This window comes from Ruminococcus sp. YE282 (assembly GCA_900101355.1).
GTDB lineage: Bacteria > Bacillota > Clostridia > Oscillospirales > Acutalibacteraceae > Ruminococcoides > Ruminococcoides bromii_A.
On record FMUV01000021.1, the window covers coordinates 18,629 to 38,946 of the forward strand.

The window sequence follows — 20,318 nt, forward strand, 5'->3', positions numbered from 1 at the left end:
TAGACGTTGTGCAAATCTAAGGCGGCGAGCGACACGTCAAATTTTCAGCGGAAGTTATACTATTTTGCCGAAGTTCGGAGATGAAAAACGTTCTTTATTGCACTGTTTGCGATTGAGTGTAAGCTCCGATTTAAAAATCTTCAGAGGTGACTTATGAATACATATGAGGTCAAACAACTTTTATTTGACAGATTTATTAAACCAACAATCAATAACCAAAATAATTATATCGGTGTTGAAATTGAAATGCCGATCCTTAATCTTGACAAAAAGCCTGTGAATTTTGAAATAGTTCATCATATAACTGAAAAATTCATTGAGCATTTTGATTTTCTTCCTGTCGGTATTGATGAAGACGGAAATATTTATTCTGCAAAAAGCTAACAAAATTCTGACATTCTGTCATACGATTGTTCATATAATAACCTTGAGTTGTCTTTCGGCAAGGAAGAAAATCTGTTTGAAATTCAAAAAAGATTTGACGTCTATTACCGCTATTTACAGGAAATTTTTAGGCTGTATAATTATACTTTGATGGGAATGGGCATAAATCCGTACAGGGTGTATAACAAAAATGAACCGATACCAAACGGAAGGTATCGTATGCTTTACCATCATTTGAGTTCATATCCTATGTACGGAAACTTGCCGATGTATTTTCATTCTTATCCAAAGTTTGGTATGTTTTCAAGTGCCTCACAAGTTCAGCTTTACGCAAATTATAATGAGTTGCCGAGAATACTTAATGTTTTTTCGGAGCTTGAACCGATTAAGGCAGTTTTGTTTTCTAATTCCGTATTAACGGGGGATCACGAAGAATATATATGTTGCCGAGATATTTTTTGGGAAAACAGTACCCATGGAATAAACCCTCACAATATAGGAATGTATAACCAAAAGTTTGAGAACGTTGAAGAAATCGTTAATTATATTTCAACCACAAGCATTTATTGCGTGGAGAGAGTTGGAGAATATATAAATTTTTCGCCGATATTGTTTTCGGATTATCTTAAGCTTGAGGGAATAGTCGGTGAATACTATGAAAACGGAAGATACAGAAAAATACTTGTTCAGCCGAGTGTTTATGATATTGAGTATTTGAGAACATTCAAGTTTGAAGACATAACTTATCTCGGTACAATTGAATTTAGAAGTGTATGCTGTCAGCCGATAAGCGACAGTATGGTTGTTGCGGCATTTCATTTGGGAATAAAAATAATCTTGTCGGAACAGAACAAATTTTACAGAACGACAAAGTGTTGCTCGGAAACGGCTATACAACCACCGAGCTGAGAAAACTGCTAATCAAAACGGAAATGCCGAGCTTTATTGATATTGATGGTCTTTACAGACTGGCAAGAGATGTGGTTGACGCTGCATCTGACGGACTTAAATCAAGAGGAAAAGGTGAAGAAATTTTGCTTGCTCCGCTTTATGAGCGAATTGATAAACGTACTAATCCTGCAAGAACGATGCTTAATTTAATGAATAAAGGAACGCCCGTTGAAAAGATTATTGAAATGTATTCATAACCTAAGTGCAGATGTTTATTTGCCTTTAGGGTGGATGACTGATCATAATTATTAATTTTCTAATATTTCTGTTAACAAAAACACATAGTAAACAAGCCCTTGGTTTATTTTAAACCAAGGGCTTGTTGTTTGTGATACTAAATCAGTTTTAAATCAATAAACTCAATTGAGTCGGGAAAATCGTATTTAGTTGAACAAACCGAAACATCATAATCTGAAAACTTAAATACCTTAAAATAATACGTTTTGCCGTTATCATCGAAGAAATCTTTTGTTACGTCAACGCTTTTGGAATTCCTGTGAAATCCCTCGCCGATGCATTTCAAAAAACTTTCTTTTTTTGTCCAAAATTCGTAGAATTTTCCTGATTTGTCCGCCGAAGAACATATCTCGTCCATTTCGCTTTTGCAAAAAACAACCTTTCCGAGCTTTTCGGCTTTTGTTATTTTTATTTGTTCAATATCACATCCGACTTCGCTGTCGGAAACTGCAAACAAAACGTATCTGCCGCTGTGAGAAAGGTTAAAGCATATTCCGTTTTCGGCAGACGGCTTTCCGTATTTGTTTACAGTTAGGTTTGCGCCGCCTAAAAATTTTTTAATCAGCAAACCACCGGCAATACAACGTTTTTGATCGTCGATGTATCGGTATTTCTTTGCTTTTTTGGCGCGTTCATTAGAGATTCGACTTAGGTCGTTTATGGTAACATCGTTAATATCTGCAATATATATTTTCATTTTATGCACCAAACATTCATATTTAACGTAAAAGCACGATATATTTAATTATGGTCGTAACTTATAAAAGCTCCTTAATTTTGCTTAGACATTCAGCACAGATGTGCTTGTTGTCAAACATATGAAGGTCGTTAAGTGAATTACAGAAAATGCATTTTTTTTCAGCTTTTTTTATTGTGATATGTTCATCATCGGCGTTGATTTGCAGCACGTCACCTGCTTTGATGTTCAAATGATTTCTTATATCTTTTGATATAACGATTCTTCCGGCTTTGTCAATTTCTCTAAAGTTTGTATAAATCATTATTGCCACCCACTTTGCTTTGTTAGCTATATTTTACCACATAATGACGATATTGTCAATTATTACCACAGATTTTACATTTTATTTATTTTGTCTTAAATTTCACTGAGTTAATTGCAATATTTTGTCGATAAAGGTGTTATTATGCTCAATTATATTTGGAGTTTTATTGTTGTTATCAGTATAATTTGCTCTGTTTTACTTGGAAATACCGAGAATTTGTCGAACGCTTTAATTAACAGCGGAGCCTCATCAATTGAACTTATTTTGACGATGGCGGGAATTATGTGTCTTTGGTCGGGAATTATGAACATTGCAATCGACAGCGGTTTTACCTCTCTTATGGCAAAAATATTTTCTCCGATACTTCGTCGGTTATTTCCAAAGCTTGACAGAAACGGAGAAGCTTTTCAAAGCATTACCATGAACGTCAGCGCAAATTTGCTTGGACTTGGAAACACTGCCACTCCATTCGGACTGAAAGCAATGGAGCAATTGCATACTCTTAATAACAAAAGCGATGAGGCAAGCAACGAGATGGTGATTTTTGTTGTAATCAATACCGCTTCTTTGCAACTTTTGCCGACAACACTTGCAAGTTTGAGACAGGCATATGGAAGTTCTGCACCGTTTGAGATAATTGTACCGGTCTGGATAAGTTCTGCCTGTGCACTTTTTGTTGCTCTTATAATTGCCTGTACGCTGAATTTGAGAAAGAGATGATTTAGTGGAATTTGTGATGCCGATATTTGCGTGCACAATAGTTGTTTTTGGACTGGTAAAGCGTGTTCCGGTTTTTGATTCTTTTTTAAAAGGGGCTAAAGACGGTTTCAAAATACTGTATTCAATTGCTCCTACAATTATGGGGCTGGTTTTCGCTGTTGATTTACTCAGAGCAAGCGGAGCAATAGACCAGCTGAGTGCCTTTGTTGCTCCGGCTGCGGAGAAAATAGGTTTTCCGGCAGAAATTTTGCCCATGGCACTACTCCGTCCTGTCTCAGGCAGTGGTTCAACCGCCTTGCTCACATCAATTTATCAGGATTACGGTCCTGACAGCTTTGCCGGTAGGGTAGTCTCTGTGCTTGCCGGTTCGAGCGAAACTACATTTTATGCAATTGCAATGTATTTTGGATGTATTAAGGTCAAAAAAATACGTCATACGCTTGTTGCCGCAATTGCGGCAGATATGACCGCTTTGGTTGCAAGCGTGATTATAGTAAGGATATTTTTTGGTTATTAATCTAAAAGACAAATTGTTACAAAATAGTAAAAAATTCTATCAATAAAAAATAATTAAAATATGTTGAAAAAAGAGAAATGATTGCATTGACACGACTGTTATACAATCAGTTATTAAATTATAATCGGTTTTCAACATTGTTTTTAGTGTGGAAAACTCAAAAATATATGGTTTTGGTAACGATTACGTAAAATTCCAATGTGTTAAGGCTTGTCTCAACAGTGGTATTAACATTTTCAACATAGTTTTCAACATTTTATTTAAACAAAAGAAATATACCGATTGTATATTTTCTTTTACGCAAAAATAATTACAAAATCTTAATTCTTTTAGAATAAAATAAAAATTTGTTGTGTGGTGGACATATATGCAAAAAAAAATGATAAAAACAGAAGTCGGAGGAATATTCTTTGTGCTTGTGGTTTCTATGTTCCTGCACAACCTATATTCGCTTTGCGGTCATGAAATTATAGGGATTATGTTTGGTTCGGTAAACGACAGCATTTGGGAGGGGCTTAAAGTCATTCTTTTGACATATATCCTATGGGCAATCCTTGAATTGATGTGTATCAAACCACGTTTTAAAAAATTTGTTGTATCAAAAATAATTTCACTTTACGTTCTCGGCTTTTTATACATAGCACAATGCCTTGTTTTTTCATTGTTTTCAAAAACACCCCAATTTGTTGCCGAGCTTACATTTTGTTTTGTAAGTGTTTGCTTATCTGCTTTTTTATCCGAAAAATTATATTTTTCCCTAATTGAACTTGAGGGATTGTTTGCACCGGCACTTTTTCTTTTGTTGCTTTTCGGTGCTTTTTATTGCAGTTTTACCCCATTCCCGCAAAAAAACATTTTGTTTATGGACAGAGCCACAGGTTTGTACGGAATTATTCCCGAAAATATTGATGAGGGCGCGATAGTGCTTGATACAATTTATTTTTTGTAAAAGTATATATTATTTTATATTTTTATGTTATAATGTAACATAAGAATGAATATGTAAAATTTAAACTAATTGAATTATAAGATTTATTGCATTGTATTATTTCGATTACAATGCAATCAGCATTTATAAAAATTACGAGGTTTATATATGGTAGGAAATGAAAATGATGTTAAGCCTGACATAATTGCAGGCAGAAATCCCGTTAGCGAAGCGATACGAAGCAGCCGCCCGATTGACAAAATTTTGGTGGCGCGCGGCGAAAAAAGCGGCGCTGTTGTCGGAATTCTTGCTAAGGCAAGGGATAAAAAAATACCGATTAAAGAAGTTGACCGCACAAAACTTGACTACATCAGCGGCGGAGCGGCTCATCAGGGCATAATTGCTTTTGCGGCAGTTAAGGAATATTCAACTGTTGAAGAAATTTTTGAATATGCCCAAAGCCGCGGCGAGGCTCCGTTTATTATTGTACTCAATGAGGTTGAAGACCCCCATAACCTTGGTGCGATAATACGTACTGCCGAATGTGCCGGTGCGCACGGTGTAATCGTGCCAAAGCGCAGGAGCGCAAGTTTGAGCTATACTGTGGGCAAGGCATCGGCGGGTGCTGTTGAATATATGCGTGTGGCAAGGGTTACGAATATTGCCAAGCTTATTGATGAACTCAAGGAAAAGGGAGTATGGGTTTTTGGCGCAGATATGAACGGAACCGATTACACAGAATGTGATTTTTCGGGAGCCTGTGCGATTGTAATAGGCAACGAGGGAAAGGGAATATCACGACTTGTCAGAGAAAAGTGTGACGTTATTGTTTCTTTGCCGATGAAAGGCAAAATTAATTCCCTTAATGCTTCGGTTGCCGCAGGTATACTCATATACAATGCGCTGAAATACAGATAAGAAAGGAAGTGCGAGCCTTGTCTGATGATAATAAAAAGGATGATTTGCTAAAGGAACTTGAAATTCAGAGTATCCTTGACGAGTCACGCAGTCTTGCCGATCAGGAGCAGATGAAAAAGAATGCTCAAAAATATCGTGCTAAGCCGAAAATGAAAGACATTTACAGCAATGCCGACCAAAAGCCAAGATTGAAAAACAGTAATCCTCTTGATATTGACAGTGACGATAAGGAAGAAATTAAGGCTGATACAACCAATACAATTGTCGGAGAAAAAACTGCGACAACTATGAAAGCCGAACTGATTATGAACGGAAGTGAGGAGGTTGTTCAGACTCCCCAGGAGGCAATTGCCGAGGCTGAAAAGAAAGCAAAGGAAGAAAAGGAAGCTAATTCCGAACAAAGTGAAAAAACCGTGGACGCTGACCCCAAGGTTAAACCAAGCGAGGTGCAGGACGAAAATAAAATTGTTACGCTTACTCCGGAGTATGATGACGGTACGCAGTTTGCAAACGAGGTAATCGGTGAAGTTGAGCAATTTAAAGAAACGCCTGCAATTGAAGATATTGATTCAATTGACATAGATATGGACGATGAGGAGTTTGAAAAGATTCAAAAACCTCAAATGTCGGAAGAAAAGGGAAAATACGAACAGCTTTTCGGTATTAAGAATAACGCTGACGGTCAGCCTCCGAAAAAGGTGGTTGCAAAAGTTCCCGTTTACAAGCAGGACGAGCCAAACGGAACTCTTAACGTTAAGGCCGGACGGTTTTCAGAGGTACTTGAGCATGAATATCAGGAATATATACGCTCAAAAAATCCGTCTTTTATAGCCCATGTAATCAAGCCGGAACCTACGCCTCAGCCGGAGGATGAAGAAGAAAAGAACAAGGATACACGTTCTACTCAGGAAAAAATTCTTTCTGCCGTTGTAGGGTTCTTTTCAAAAGATGAATCCGATGACAGTGATACTCCAAATGAAAAAAAGGAAAAGCCCGTTGACGACTACACGGGTGATGACGATGAAAAGAGTATAAGATTTGAGCTGAATTTAAACATAAAAAAACTGTTTATTCGCAGCGTATTATCTGGTGCTATGGCAGCCGTGTCAATAATCTTAACCGTAGTGACAAGGTTTTTCCCCGAAGCAATTTGCTCGGCAGTGGCTTTTGCTCCTGCTGCATATGCTGTGTTTAACCTTTTGCTTATTGGATTTTCAATGTTTGTAAATCGTGTGGCAATGTTGGGCGGATTAACTCCGCTTGTGAAGTTTAAAGGAAATTCGGACACAGCCGTAGCCGTCGGAGGGGTGGCGGCACTTATACAGACGATAGTTTCGTTTTTCTGTTTGGGTGATTTGTCTTCGTTTAATACAAATTATTATTGCACAATTGTTTTGCTTGCGTTTTTCTGCAACAATGTAGGCAAGCTCTTTATGGTGCTCAGAGTTAAGGATAATTTCAGATTTGTCTCAGCCAAAGGGCAGAAATATGCCGCAAAAATTTATAATAATGAGGCTGTTGCCAATAAGATGCTGAGCGGTACACCGTCTGAAAAGACGCTGATTGCTTACCAGCACAAAACGGATTTTCCGTCAAATTTTCTCAAAATTTCCTATGCGCCTGACCCCAGCGAGGACCTTGCATCAAAACTTGCACCTATAACCACGATTGTTGCGATTATAGTGACACTTTTGTATGGTTTTGCGAAGGTATCGTTTGTCGATGCAATTAATACTTTTTCGCTTGTTACAGCGCTTGCAATTCCGATTTCCACTCTTGTTGCGGTTAACCTGCCGATAAGAAGACTTTGTAAAACCTTGCTGACATTTGATTCAATGCTTGCCGGCTATCCTTCAATTAAGCAGTTTTGCGACAGCACGGCTATTATGATTGACGCAAATGAGTTATTCCCTGCGGATTCTATTGAGCTTGAGGGAGTAAAAACATACGAGGAATATAATCTTGATGAGTCTTTGCTGTGCGGAATCGCAATACTTAAAGAGGCTGAAAATCCTATTGCAAATGCATTTGATTCGGTTATTACCGAGGCGAATGAAAAACTCCCCGAGGTTGAAAGCGTTCTTTATGAGGACAGTATGGGACTTGTGGGTTGGATTAACAGCGAAAGAATACTTGTCGGTTCACGTACCTTGATGGAGAAATACAGCGTACATGTTCCGTCATCCGATTATGACGAGCAATACACCGCAAAGGGCAGACAGGTTACATATATATCACGTGCCGGCAGACTTGTTGCGATGATAGTAACACGCTATCATGCCGATTCTCAACTTAAAACAGAAATGCAGCGTGCCGAAGCAAACGGCATAAGCTTTTTGATAAGAACTACCGATTATAATATTACGGATGACCTTGTGGCTTCTCTATATAATCTGTTTTATCGCAGTATAAAGGTACTGCCGACAGGTCTTGGCAATGTGTTAAAAGAGGCGCAGGGTACAAAAGAAGAGAGTTCCCGTTCTTATTTAATAACACACGGAAATATATCGTCTTTGGCACGTGCCGTATCAGGAAGCGTACGTATTAAGCACAATATTTCTCTTGCAATTGTAATTCAGCTTGTTGCAATCATACTTGGGATTTTGATTGCTTCAACTTTGTCGCTTTATGCGGGTGTCAGCGTAATGGGTTCTCTTGAAGTTTTGATTTTTGCAATATTCTGGAGCGTTGCCGCAGTTGCTGCTCCTGCAATTCAAAAGCCATAGGAATAGGAAAGGAAGTTTAAAATGGAAATTGCTCCGTCACTGCTGTCCTGTGATTTTTCGCAAATGGGCAGTGAAATCGAACGAATGGATAAAGCCGGTGCAGATTATATGCATCTTGATGTTATGGACGGTCATTTTGTGCCGAATATAACATTTGGAGCTCCTGTTATAAAGGCTGTCAGAAAGTTTACCAAAAAGCCGTTTGACGTTCATCTTATGATTAGTGACCCTCTTAAATATGCCGATGATTTTGCAGATGCAGGTGCCGATCTAATTACATTTCACGTAGAATGTGACTCGGATATTGATAAAACCATTGATAAAATTAAAAGCCGTAATGTTAAGGTTGGTCTTGTAATCAAACCGAAAACCCCTGCAAGTGCTGTTTTTCCGTATCTTAAAAAAATTGATATGGTGCTTGTAATGACGGTTGAACCGGGATTTGGCGGTCAAAGTTTTATGGCAGATATGCTGCCAAAGGTAAAAGAAATAAAAGCCGAGTGCCAAAAGCTCGGTATTGACACTTTGCCTGTTGAGGTTGACGGAGGAATCAGTGAATCAACAATTGCTCAGGCAGCCGAAGCCGGCGTTGATATTTGCGTTGCCGGAACAGCGGTGTTTAAGGCTGATGATGCAGAGAAAGCAATCACGTCTTTAAAAAACATTGCAGAAAAATAAAATAAATAACAATGAAAGCCGCAGAGTCAGTTTTATAACCGATTCTGCGGCTTTTGCTTTGATATTATAAAAACAAGGGCGGAGAAACCGCCCTTTTAAGTTATATGTTTTATTGGTTTTGGTTTACTTACAGTTACAGAGGTTCAAAAGCGTGTTAGCACGTTACAGTGCTGAATATCCGTAACTGTTTACAATGGCCTCAATTTTGTTTCCTTCTTCACAAAGTGAACAATGATGAGGGCTGAAACTTTCGTAATCCTCCAAGTCATTCGGGTCAAAAATTGACGTTACGGGGTAGCCGTCGCAGCTTTTTTCCGTTGAGAAAATTGCAGAAACTCCTACAATTATGCCGTTGTAATACTTTATTGCCTCAATAGCGGCTTGTGCGCTTTTTCCTGTTGTTACAGACGCAGTAAGTATCAGAACATGTTTTCCTGAAATCATTGGAACAAGATTGTCACGGAAAATCAACTGACCTCCGCCGATAAATTCAGGTGATACAACATAAATTGTTTGGTGTGCGTTCATATTAACATAGTTTTCTTCGGTAAGTTCCTCGGCTATGCACGCACCGATTACCTCTGTTCCGTCAAGGCAAAGAATGGTATCAACAATTGTGTTTGCTCTGTATGTAGATACAAGTTCCTTTGCAACCGCCTTGGCTTCGGAAAGACGGGTTTTTTGTGTTGTTACATCAATGTAGTAGTTGGTGTGGCTGTGCATAGTTGCAAAATGTCCTTTTGCCACACGAAGAAAAACGTTTTTGTTTTTGGTTCTTATTTTATACATCTTAGCCATAATAAGCCTCCAAAAATTGTAATTTAATATAAAAATATTTATCAGTAACATATATTTTACACTATATCGTTCAAAAAATCAACAGTTCTGTAAAAAATATTATTGTTATTCTCCTAATTTTGTTCAAAATTTGTACAAAAATTCAAATTGTATTATACACTGAAAATTTATTCATAAATATTTATAGTATATATTATAAAAAAGTTTTTAACTATACTATTTTGTGGCATTTTAATAGTATATTTGATAACTATGTGTTGAGTTATATGTTTAATTACAAAAATCTTGTAAAATATTGACATAATTTTTTAAAACTGATATTATTTAAAGTATAAATGATATAATAGCATGTTATATTATTTAGCAAATTGCTGAATTTGCAAAGAGCTTTATTGCAAAATATTATGCTTATTGTGCAATAGAGGTTTGCTAAATGGTATGATTTTGTTAATTAATCGTTTAAAATCAAAAGAAGGAGCAAAAAAATGAGGAGAGCATTAAAAAGAGCAGTTTCTTTTGTGCTTGTGCTTATGATAGTTTTCAGCATATTCACAATTTTGCCGAGTGAAGTTTTTCACACAGCATATGTGAATGCCGCAGAAAACATTTCGTCTGCACTTGCAACATATGCAGAAGCTGTAAACTCTTCGGTTCAATCGGAAGATTCAACCGGGGAGACATCCGAAACAGAAGCTCAGGACAATCATACCCACAAGTATGTTCTGACTTCTTCATCAGAACCGACCTGTACCGAAAAGGGAGTAGATACTTTTACCTGTACCATTTGCGGCGATTCTTATACCGATACAGGCAAAGAAGTATTGTTGGACCGTTCAAGGTATTTTGAGTCGGACCATAATTATTCTAATAATTTCAGTAAAACGTGGGATTTTTCTGAAAAGGGCGCAGAGTATATACTTTTTACTCTTTCGGAAGAATCTCTTTTAGAAAATGGTTTTGATCACTTGTATTTTTACAACCGCAAAGGTGTGCTTGTGGCAGATTTGACCGGTAATATAAGCAACAAGACCGTAAAGGTTCCCGGTGATACTTGCTCAGTAAGGTTTACAACAGACGGCTCAGTTGTATACTACGGATTTTCATTTTCGTCGATAAAGGCGAGAATAGAATATAACGCCAAGGGACATAACTATGTTGAAACTTCATATCAAGAACCAACGTGTACTGAAAAGGGAGTAAAGACCTATACCTGCGAGACTTGCGGTGAAACATATAAAGATACCGGTTATGACACTTTAATTGATTCATCTCGGTATCCTCAATCTGAGCACAATTATTCAAATAATATGGATCAGACATGGCATTTCACCCAAAAGGGAGCAGACCATCTTGATTTGGTGTTCTACGAGGATTGTTGGCTTGAAAATAATTATGATTACCTATACATATATGATTCTGAGGGAAATCAGGTTGCAAGGTATAATGGCACATTCGGAAATCAAAAGCTGACTGTTCCGGGGGATTCCTTTACAGCTCGTCTTACATCAGATGGTTCTGCTGTTGGTTATGGATTTTCGTTTGCAAGCATAACTGCAAGATATGAGTATTATCCAACAGGACACAGTTATGAACTGATTTCTTCCGTTGCGCCTACCTGTACCGAAAACGGAATGGGAACATATAAATGTTCCGTATGCGGAGATATCTATACCGACAACGGCGAAGATGTTCTTATGGATTCTTCCGAATATCCGGAATCTGCACATGAGTATTCAAATTATATGGATAAGACATGGGTGGTAAGTCACCCGGGAACATCCCATTATGTTTTAAAGTTTTCAAATAAAAGCTATCTCGAGTCGGTATGCGATAAATTGTATATCTACGATTCAAAGAATAATCTGATTGGAACTTATACGGGCAACATTGCCGGACAAACTGTTCGGATTGATGATTCTTCCTTCAAAATACGAATGACAACCGATCACTCAGTAACATATTACGGCTTTTCATTTGAAAGTATTTATGTGAGTGGTCCGTATCAGGCAACCGGACACAGTTTTACAAAATATGAATCAGAAAAAGGAAGTAATTGTACAGTTGAGGGAACGGCAACCGCAAAGTGTGACAACGGCTGCGGAGCAACCGATACACGGAGCAATGCCGCAATAGGACATTCTTTTACAAAATATGTAAGCGACGGAAATGCAACCTGTGTAACCAGCGGTACTCAAACAGCTGAATGTGATAACGGTTGCGGCACCAAAAATACAATAATTGAGCCGGCAAAGGGTCACATGTGGGATGACGGGGTAAAGACATCTGACCCGACCTGTTCAAAAATGGGTACAATCGTCTACACTTGTGCGACTTGCGGTACGACAAGAACGGAATATATTGATACTGTTGAACACCAATATGAAGAAACGTATGTTAAGGAAACCTGTACGTCAAATGCATATTATAAATATGAGTGTGTTAACTGCAAAAAGTCTTTTGAAATTAATGACGGAAGACTTTTAAGTGAGGACAGTTATCCTAAGTCGGAACATAATTATGAAAACAACAGCGAAAAGACATGGGAATATTCATATGATGGTGCAAAACAGCTTGTGCTTAAGTTTAGCGATAAAAGCAGTACTGAGCTTAATCATGATTATATTTATATTTATGACAAAACCGGAAAGCAAGCAGGTGTGTTCAGCGGCTGCTTGGCAGGAGAAAGCTGTGTTGTTGACGGCGACAGCTTTAGTGTAAAGCTTGTGAGCGATGAGAAAACAACAGATTACGGCTTTGAATTTGAAAGCATAACAGCAAAGCTTGACCTGGATAAGGCTACGGGTCACAAGTACACTGTTACTTCTGACGGAGACGCTGCAAACACAAAGCACTATGTATGTGATTACTGCGGTTATTCATACGAAAAAGCAGATCCGCCGGCAGCCATAAGCAATGTTGTTATAACACCATCCGAAACATCAATATCTGTTTCATGGCAGATTTCCACCGAGTATGACACTACAATTTACAGAGTGTACAGAAAGGCTGAAAATGAGGGCGACTTTACACGAATTGCACAAATAAACGGTCGTGACAATACAAAATATACCGATACAGATGTTCAATTCGGAAAAGTTTACAGCTACTATGTTGTTGGTGTGGATAAATACAAGCAGGAGAGCGAAACATATGAAGTTGTTTCGGCAACTCTGAAGCCCGACGTGGACGCACCTCAGTTTATCAGTATGTCACCCTCCTCAAATTCAGTAATAAGCAGAGTTACAACTTTTAATGTATCGGCTCAGGATAACGTGGGCGTTACAAAGGCGGAATTTTATTATTCTGTTGACCCCGAAGCACCGATTGAGAGCTGGCATATGCTTAATTCGGATAACGGCGGAATATTATCGCAAAATATTAACACAAGCGTTATTCCCGACGGCTATGTTTTTGTGAAGGTTAAGTTGTATGATGCGGCAGGTAACAGCTCTTATTCAACGGCTTACAGATATTTGAGCGACAATACAGGTCCCGAAAAGATAAAAAATGTTAAGTGTATAGCAATTGACGGTACTACCGCAACACTTTCGTGGGATGATGTAAGCGACAAAGACATTTCGCATTTTGTGGTTGAATATAAAGACTCCGACGGCAATTGGAGTACGGCAGCTGTTGTAAACTCAACCCTCGGACTTAATCTCAGCGGATTGACACCCGAAACTTCGTACACATACCGTGTAGTCGGTTATGACATATACGGAAACAGGGGTACAGAGTCAGATGAAATAACAATTACAACATTAAAAGATACCATTACTCCAAAGGTTACAAGAATGACTCCGGCTCCGGGATATTTTAAATCTTCAATTTCAATGCAATTTACCGCAACGGATGACCACAGGGTTGTTTCGCTTGATGTGCAGACTTCTGCCGATAAGAAAAATTGGGATACTGTTGCGCATCTTGATTCGGATTCCCAGTCGTCTTCATGTACATTCTCTTACACCCTTGATGTTTCAAAATATGACGAGGGCTCGTTGTATGTAAGAGGAATTGCAACAGACAGCTACGGCAATAAAACAGCCGATGATGAAGCCACCTGCTATGAATATGAGGTTGACAGAACGGCACCGTCTGTTCCGACAGGAGTAACCGCAAACTCAGCCGAGGCTGACAATCAATCTTCGTTTGTATGCATTGCATGGGATGCTATTACGGGTGACAGCAGTTTCAGTCATTACAGAGTATACAGAAGCGATGAGGAAGACGGGGATTACACCCTTGTTAAGGATAATCTTAATACCGTAAATACATACGATACAAATGTTGAATACGGCGCAACCTATTATTACAAGGTAGATAGCGTTGACCTTGCGGGCAACGTAAGCGAAAAATCAGCGGCAGTGGTGTGCAAGGTTAAGGACGATACCGAGCCTCCTGTTATTCTTCCGATTTCTCCTGCCGAGGGCACCAAAATAGGCAATAACAACAACTCAATTACTGTTGCGGCTGCCGATAATGCAATGGTAAAGAATTTAAAGGTTGAATACAGAACCAATGCGCTTATTTCTCCGTATAAAACGCTTAAAGAGGTAACAAACAACACCAAAAACAATTGTTCTGTTACGGTATCGCTTCCGCTTGATGAAATCAGCAGCGGAACAGAGGTTATCGTAAAAGTTACCGCAAGTGACTCAGCCGGAAATGAAGCGGAGAAGTCAACTGTTACATATGTAATAGATAAGGACGCTCCTCAGGTAAACGATATTTCTTTGTCAAAGACCGATGACAATATATTCACAACAAAGTGGTCCACAGACGCCGATGACGTTACATATTTTTATGTTTACAGAAAGAGGTCTGCTGATTCTTCATTTGTTCTTTATGATTCGGTAATGGCTGTGAGCGGCAAAAAGTCTTACTCATACACAGATGATGAAATAACCGTTGCCGATAAAAATGTTCAGTACAGAATAGAATCTCATGACGAGGCAGGCAATACCGCCTTTGCCGACACCGATGTCGTGAGCGTGTCAGGTACAATAAAGCCCGTTGCAATGTTGGATTGTCAGTCAACCGTTGTATGCGGAAGCGAGTATATGTTTGACGGTTCTGTGTCAACCGACGACGGAAAAATCGAAAGTTACAGCTTTGACTTCGGAGACGGAACCGATGCGGTAACAAGCACCACAGGCAAGGTAAAGCACATTTACGCAGACAAAGGAAAATATACGCTTAAACTCAGAGTAACCGATGATGACGGCAATATCGGAGAAATGACAAAGGTGATTACAGTAACAGGCAGAGAGCTTGTTGGCAATGTGTATGTTACCGTAAAAGACGATAAGGGAAATGTTCTTCCGGGAACAGATGTTTATGCCGACCTTGGAGAAGAGGGACAACAGCACGCTTATGCCGACTCATACGGCAGGGCAAGTTTTGAACTTCCTGTCGGTACTCACGTGATCGCTTCATACAAAAACAGTAATTATCTTCCTGTTAAGCAAAACGTTGCTGTTACCGGCGGAGATATGCAGCTTACACTGATACTTGTAAATGAGCCGATTGTAACAGGTGAATTTGAAATTCACAAAATGACTTTTGATGAAATTGTTGCTGCCGGCATAGATATTAACGCTGCCGAGAACAGAAATGTTGTTCGTATTGACGTTACTTTAGTATATGAAAAAATGCCGATAAAAACAGAGATTTACTGGAATGGCGTTAACGCAGTTGCCGAGCCTGTCTATGTAAAGTCTTCAAACGGCACGACACGAAAGCTCACTCCGTATGTATTCGGCGGTTCGGGTTATTCGGGTTCTTCCGGCGGTGGCGGAAGTTACGAATCTATTGAAACCCCGACAATTGTTTATATTGATGTTCCGGTTGAGTTTTCGTATCTCAAGGAATTTTTCAGCGTTTCACTTCACATCATTAACCATGCTTCTGAGGATTTCAGCCTGCTTAATAATACAATTAAGTTAAATGTTCCCGACGGACTTTCTGTTGTTGAAACAAATTCGTCTGAGTCAAAAGCAAACGTTTATGTTGATGAAATAAAGGGTCAAACACAAAAGACAATTAACTGGGTTTTGCGTGGCGACAAACCGGGAAGTTATGAAATTTCAGCCGATTACCTTGGAATTATCTCATATTTCAACGAACCTGTTTCGGCAAAATTCATTGCTGAAGACAAAATTGAAGTGCATGACGCTTCAGCCGTAAACGTTGAGGTTGAGGCTGCACAGACAAGTTACGGCGGCAGAGTTTTCTATAATACGGTAATTAAAAATGAGGGCGATTTTGCTCTTGACGCATTTAAGTGGACTCCTCTGATTGAATCATATTATGATGAATATGTTCAGGCTGACGGAACCCGCAGCGAAATGGAAGATCAGGTTACTACTTTAAATCCGGGCGAAAAATTCATCTATCACTACTTTACCGAAACCGGCGATATGTACCGATATATCGGAAATATGGTAAATGACCTTAATTCATTCGGAGCGCAGGTTAATGTTACAATTCACGAACCCCAGTATTTCCTTGAGGCTTTCTATGAAAAGTTCCCGGAGGAATCAGGCGCATTTGTGCTTGAAGTAACCGACCGTCAGGGCAATTCGGTTACAAACGCAACCGTTGAATTTAGTGCCGGAACCACGTATCAAACCGATGAAAAGGGAAGAGTTATAATTGAGGAAGAGGACAGAGACAAAGTAAACTGTGAGTACTTAAAAGTCACTGCGGACGGATATTACAGCTATTTTGACAGAGATTTCAAAAGCGTAAAATTCGGCAAGTCAAACGGTGTTACTCTGTACAGAGAGGGTGAGTATGCCGTTGACAGCGTATTGGTAAACGGCAAAGACGCCACAAAATACAGTACTTCTATTCAGACTAACAAAACCGATTCCGATGATAATCCCGTATCCGTAACCGTTACATCCAAAATTTACGGCAACGTAAAGTCCGTTGATGTTGTTCAAAACGGAAAGGTATTGAAATCTTTAAGTTCCGGTCACAGCGAACTTGAACACACCTATACCGCAACATATTCTGCGGCAGACTTTACAGAGAAAGAGCAGGTTGTTTTAAGGGTCACCGAAAATTCAGGCGAACAGCATACCGAGAAATTAAAAATCAATGCCGTTAAGTTCGACTTGAACCCAACACTTGATCTTCCGGATTCCATAAATGTTTCTCTCAAGGATTCATCACTTGACTGGCTGAGTGATTTTGATTTTGACATTAATTTTTCTGAGAATACAAATGTAACTCAGGCATTTGATCCGGAAACACAAACCGTAACATTCGGCATAAATGTTGGATTGGGAAAAGACAGCAATGATTATTCTTTGGATACCACCTATGAGGATATAATCAAAGAATATGAAGAAGCTTTGGAAGAGACAATCAAAGCAGGCGGCTTTAAAGATGAAATTCTCTCCGGAACTGCGGAGCTTGAATTAGGTTTTTCAATTGGCGGAGCGTTGGTGTTTAATGTAAATGACGACGGCTCCCTTGGTAATATTGTAAAAAGCAAACTGTACCTCGGAGTGGGAGCAAGCTGTGAATATGGAACTAACTTCTGGGTCGGATATATTCCGCTTACAATGACAGTAGGGGTTACTGTTGATGCCAAGGCGGAGACCACCTTTGTATATAACGATACAACATATATGCTTGGATTTGATAATTTTAACCTTAAGCTTTCAATTGAGCTTGAGCTTGATCTTGGCATAGGAATTTCATGTTGTTCATTCGGCGCATACGGCAGTGTCGGAGCTTCAACCGAAATAGTTATTGACAAGTCAATGTATGTTGATAATTTCACTGTGTCCGGTGAGTTTGGTTTTTATGTTAAATTCTTCTTCTATGAAGAAAAGTTCCCGATATTCTCGGGTTCAAAGGAATTATACAAACACAAGTCCTCTAAAAATCAAAGTCTTAAGAGTATGATGGCGGTTGCATATGATGCGGATTCATATTCGGCAAACGGTAACCTGCTTTCGTATAATTCGGTGTGGAACAAGGCAATAAAGGCAAGCAAACAGCCGACTGCTCTGCTTGAAAATGCATATTCGGGAAGCGCACCTCAGTTTGCGGTGTGCGGCGACAAGATTGTGATGGTATATCAGGGAGCTGACAGGAGTGCGGATTCAGCCGCAAATTCGCTTGCATTGTATTACAGCGTCTACAATGCTTCATCGGATTCATGGTCTGTTCCTTCAAAGCTTGATGACAATCAAAATTCGGATATGGCATTCTCTCTTGAAGTTTGCAATGATAACATATATGTAGTTTATACACAAAGCAACAAGTCTTTAAGCAATGATATGTCAATGTCCGACGCATTCAAGAATATTGATGTGTATGCTTCAATATTTGATGCAAACAGCAATTCGTTTGGCAATACACAGCGCCTTTCGGACAACGAAAGCTATGATTCAGCTCCTGTAATTAAGAATATCGGCGGAGTTCCGACAGCAATATGGATAAACAACGCTGAAAACGAACCGTTCCTCAAAGGCGATTCAAATTCAATTATGATAAGCAGGTATGTTGACGGTAATTGGACAGAAGCTCAAACAGCGGTAAGCAATATAACCTCTCCGATAAACTGCAATATGCTTGATTCTTCAAACGGCGGAACAATTATCTATACCATGGATTCCGACGGAGATTTTACAACAACAAGCGACAGAAGCATCGTTTCATATGATTTGAGCGATGGTTCCGCTAAGACAATTGAAAGTGGTGTAGAATCTGATGTTGAGACTGCTGAAATTCTTGGAAAAGATACAGTAATGTGGTACAAAAACGGAAAACTTATGCAGTATGATTCGGAAAGCAAGCAGGTTAGCGAGGCGGCAACGGTAAGATCTTCACTGGCTAAGAATTTTGAAATTGCAACGGATAACAACGGCAATTATGCATTGGTTTACGTTGAAAATGATAATACCGTATATGCAATGTATCTTAATTCAGAAAACGGCAATTGGCAAAATCCTGTAAAGGTTGCGTCATCTAATAACAATATCGAAAATTTGGCAGCCGAATACATCGACGGCAATTTAACGCTTACATATTATGATACCGAGGTTACCGATATGGACACAATGGAGACAGAGTCTTCACTTGTTACTGTTGTTTCAGAGAGTGCTTCAAAGCCTGAAATAACATCGGCTGACGTTAATTATGATAATCTTGTTAATGACGAAATATCAGAGATTTGTGTTGATGTGACCAATAACGGTTCAAACCCGACAGGTGATTTGACATTTAATGTCCTTGATTATAACAACGAGGTTATCGGAACATATACTTCTGACGGAGTATCTCTTGCATCGGGTGAGAGCAGAGAATTTAAAATTCCGTTTGTTGTTCCAAGTGTAATTTATAACAGAGATATTACTGCTACCGTATCAGACTCAGAAAACGCAAATCTGTCTTCATACAAACTGAGCCTTGCAAAAGCCGATGTAACAGTATTGGCAGAGCAGTATCGTATGGGAACGCAGGACTTTATCAGAGCAACCGTTAAAAATAATTGTTGTTATGCAACACCTGCAACACTTGAGGTGTATAACAAGGATACCGATGAAGTTCTGTACACAACGGAAATTTCATCTGTTATCAAGGGCAAACCTGCAACACTTCTTATTCCTTTAAAGGCTGATTACATAGACAGCGACGGCTATGTTTCTGTACGTGTTAATTCAAAATCTCAGGATTATCGTGACTTTAATAATACAGATATGTTTGCGTATTTCGGTAACAACAAGTTTGGCAATTCGGATCTTGTAATCGGTGACGTAAACCGTGACGGAATAATCAATGTATCGGATGTCACACTTATTCAGAAATATCTTTCTAAGGACGTTGAATTGGACGATACTCAGATTGAGCTTGCAGATATAAATCACGACGGATTGGTTACTATTCTTGATGTAACAATGATTCAATGTTGTTTGTCATCTGTGACCTCTAAGAGCGGTTTTTGCGGAAAATTATATGAAGACGTTAAAAATCTTCCGTTAATTAATCCGCCCCAGCCGAGTACCTCACAGCCTGTTTCTGAGACTGTTCAGGAAACTTCCGAAACTCAGCCTGATACCAAGCCGTCGGGTAAGCTGATAGGCGATATTGATATGAATGGCTGTGTAAATATTATAGATGTTACTCTCTTGCAGGGATATATTAATGACACAATAAATCTTGATGACCAAGCCCTTACTGCGGCTGATGTGAATCGAGACGGCAAGGTGAATATTGAGGATGTATCCTTGATTCAGAAATATCTGCTGTCAATTGAGGCAGAAAATAATTATTGCGGAACATATTATTAATTTAGATATGTCCGGATGTGATTAAACAGTTATATTAAATAACCTGTAAAAAACAAAGGGGCTGTGAAACAACACCCCCAAAAAACAGACAGGCACATAACCGAAAGCATGGACGGTTATGTGCCTGTTGTGGTATAATAAGTTTGT

Annotated in this window: 13 protein-coding genes; 10 read left to right on the forward strand and 3 right to left on the reverse strand. The window is 39.0% G+C overall.

Annotation, left to right across the window (positions count from 1 at the left end):
• Positions 1-153 precede the first annotated feature (153 nt).
• The 3 genes from BLP46_RS07880 (at position 154) to BLP46_RS07890 (ending at position 1,532) form a co-directional block, all read left to right on the forward strand.
• Entirely contained in the window at positions 154-384 is a 231-nt protein-coding gene (locus BLP46_RS07880) for a hypothetical protein (protein WP_092977935.1), read from the forward strand.
• Between the two features lie 219 nt (positions 385-603).
• Positions 604-1,293, forward strand: coding sequence for a hypothetical protein (locus tag BLP46_RS07885; protein ID WP_167669218.1), 690 nt, complete (start codon positions 604-606; stop codon positions 1,291-1,293).
• Positions 1,257-1,532 (forward strand): hypothetical protein, encoded by a 276-nt coding sequence (locus tag BLP46_RS07890; RefSeq protein WP_143000474.1) that lies wholly within the window; start codon positions 1,257-1,259, stop codon positions 1,530-1,532. The genes BLP46_RS07885 and BLP46_RS07890 overlap by 37 nt, the downstream gene beginning before the upstream one ends.
• 137 nt (positions 1,533-1,669) lie before the next feature.
• On the opposite strand, the gene BLP46_RS07895 is transcribed toward BLP46_RS07890, so the two are convergent.
• Together BLP46_RS07895 and BLP46_RS07900 are read right to left on the reverse strand one after the other, a co-directional pair.
• A complete protein-coding gene (locus BLP46_RS07895) occupies positions 1,670-2,269 on the reverse strand; it encodes a 4'-phosphopantetheinyl transferase family protein (RefSeq protein ID WP_092977940.1) in 600 nt (199 codons plus the stop codon).
• A gap of 61 nt (positions 2,270-2,330) precedes the next feature.
• The gene (locus BLP46_RS07900) at positions 2,331-2,573 is read right to left on the reverse strand and encodes an AbrB/MazE/SpoVT family DNA-binding domain-containing protein (protein WP_092977942.1); all 243 of its coding nucleotides are present in this window, start codon (positions 2,571-2,573) and stop codon (positions 2,331-2,333) included.
• A gap of 144 nt (positions 2,574-2,717) precedes the next feature.
• On the opposite strand from BLP46_RS07900, the gene BLP46_RS07905 reads away from it, so the two are divergent.
• The 6 genes from BLP46_RS07905 (at position 2,718) to rpe (ending at position 9,063) form a co-directional block, all read left to right on the forward strand.
• Positions 2,718-3,296, forward strand: coding sequence for a nucleoside recognition domain-containing protein (locus BLP46_RS07905; RefSeq protein WP_092977944.1), 579 nt, complete (start codon positions 2,718-2,720; stop codon positions 3,294-3,296).
• 4 nt (positions 3,297-3,300) lie between these two features.
• A complete protein-coding gene (locus BLP46_RS07910; protein WP_092977946.1) occupies positions 3,301-3,813 on the forward strand; it encodes a spore maturation protein in 513 nt (170 codons plus the stop codon).
• A 367-nt stretch (positions 3,814-4,180) separates the two neighbouring features.
• Entirely contained in the window at positions 4,181-4,762 is a 582-nt protein-coding gene (locus BLP46_RS07915; protein ID WP_092977948.1) for a DUF6512 family protein, read from the forward strand.
• 147 nt (positions 4,763-4,909) lie between these two features.
• Positions 4,910-5,659, forward strand: coding sequence for a 23S rRNA (guanosine(2251)-2'-O)-methyltransferase RlmB (gene rlmB / locus BLP46_RS07920; protein ID WP_092977950.1), 750 nt, complete (start codon positions 4,910-4,912; stop codon positions 5,657-5,659).
• Positions 5,660-5,676: 17 nt separating this feature from the next.
• Positions 5,677-8,385 (forward strand): hypothetical protein, encoded by a 2,709-nt coding sequence (locus tag BLP46_RS07925; RefSeq protein WP_092977952.1) that lies wholly within the window; start codon positions 5,677-5,679, stop codon positions 8,383-8,385.
• A gap of 21 nt (positions 8,386-8,406) precedes the next feature.
• The gene (gene rpe / locus BLP46_RS07930; RefSeq protein ID WP_092977954.1) at positions 8,407-9,063 is read left to right on the forward strand and encodes a ribulose-phosphate 3-epimerase; all 657 of its coding nucleotides are present in this window, start codon (positions 8,407-8,409) and stop codon (positions 9,061-9,063) included.
• A 162-nt stretch (positions 9,064-9,225) separates the two neighbouring features.
• Here the strand turns inward: rpe and BLP46_RS07935 are convergent, their stop codons facing one another.
• Positions 9,226-9,861, reverse strand: a complete 636-nt coding sequence (locus BLP46_RS07935) for a phosphoribosyltransferase (protein ID WP_092977956.1) — start codon at positions 9,859-9,861, stop codon at positions 9,226-9,228.
• Positions 9,862-10,346: 485 nt separating this feature from the next.
• On the opposite strand from BLP46_RS07935, the gene BLP46_RS07940 reads away from it, so the two are divergent.
• A complete protein-coding gene (locus BLP46_RS07940; protein ID WP_092977958.1) occupies positions 10,347-20,171 on the forward strand; it encodes a dockerin type I domain-containing protein in 9,825 nt (3,274 codons plus the stop codon).
• The last annotated feature ends 147 nt before the right edge of the window (positions 20,172-20,318 follow it).

What these genes read in the sequence shown, in the direction of transcription:
- BLP46_RS07880 (WP_092977935.1), top strand. Translation starts at nt 154, where the DNA reads ATGAATACATATGAGGTCAAACAACTTTTATTTGACAGATTTATTAAA.
- BLP46_RS07885 (WP_167669218.1), top strand. Translation starts at nt 604, where the DNA reads ATGCTTTACCATCATTTGAGTTCATATCCTATGTACGGAAACTTGCCG.
- BLP46_RS07895 (WP_092977940.1), bottom strand. Translation starts at nt 2,269, where the DNA reads ATGAAAATATATATTGCAGATATTAACGATGTTACCATAAACGACCTA.
- BLP46_RS07900 (WP_092977942.1), bottom strand. Translation starts at nt 2,573, where the DNA reads ATGATTTATACAAACTTTAGAGAAATTGACAAAGCCGGAAGAATCGTT.
- BLP46_RS07905 (WP_092977944.1), top strand. Translation starts at nt 2,718, where the DNA reads ATGCTCAATTATATTTGGAGTTTTATTGTTGTTATCAGTATAATTTGC.
- BLP46_RS07915 (WP_092977948.1), top strand. Translation starts at nt 4,181, where the DNA reads ATGCAAAAAAAAATGATAAAAACAGAAGTCGGAGGAATATTCTTTGTG.
- rlmB (WP_092977950.1), top strand. Translation starts at nt 4,910, where the DNA reads ATGGTAGGAAATGAAAATGATGTTAAGCCTGACATAATTGCAGGCAGA.
- rpe (WP_092977954.1), top strand. Translation starts at nt 8,407, where the DNA reads ATGGAAATTGCTCCGTCACTGCTGTCCTGTGATTTTTCGCAAATGGGC.
- BLP46_RS07935 (WP_092977956.1), bottom strand. Translation starts at nt 9,861, where the DNA reads ATGGCTAAGATGTATAAAATAAGAACCAAAAACAAAAACGTTTTTCTT.
- BLP46_RS07940 (WP_092977958.1), top strand. Translation starts at nt 10,347, where the DNA reads ATGAGGAGAGCATTAAAAAGAGCAGTTTCTTTTGTGCTTGTGCTTATG.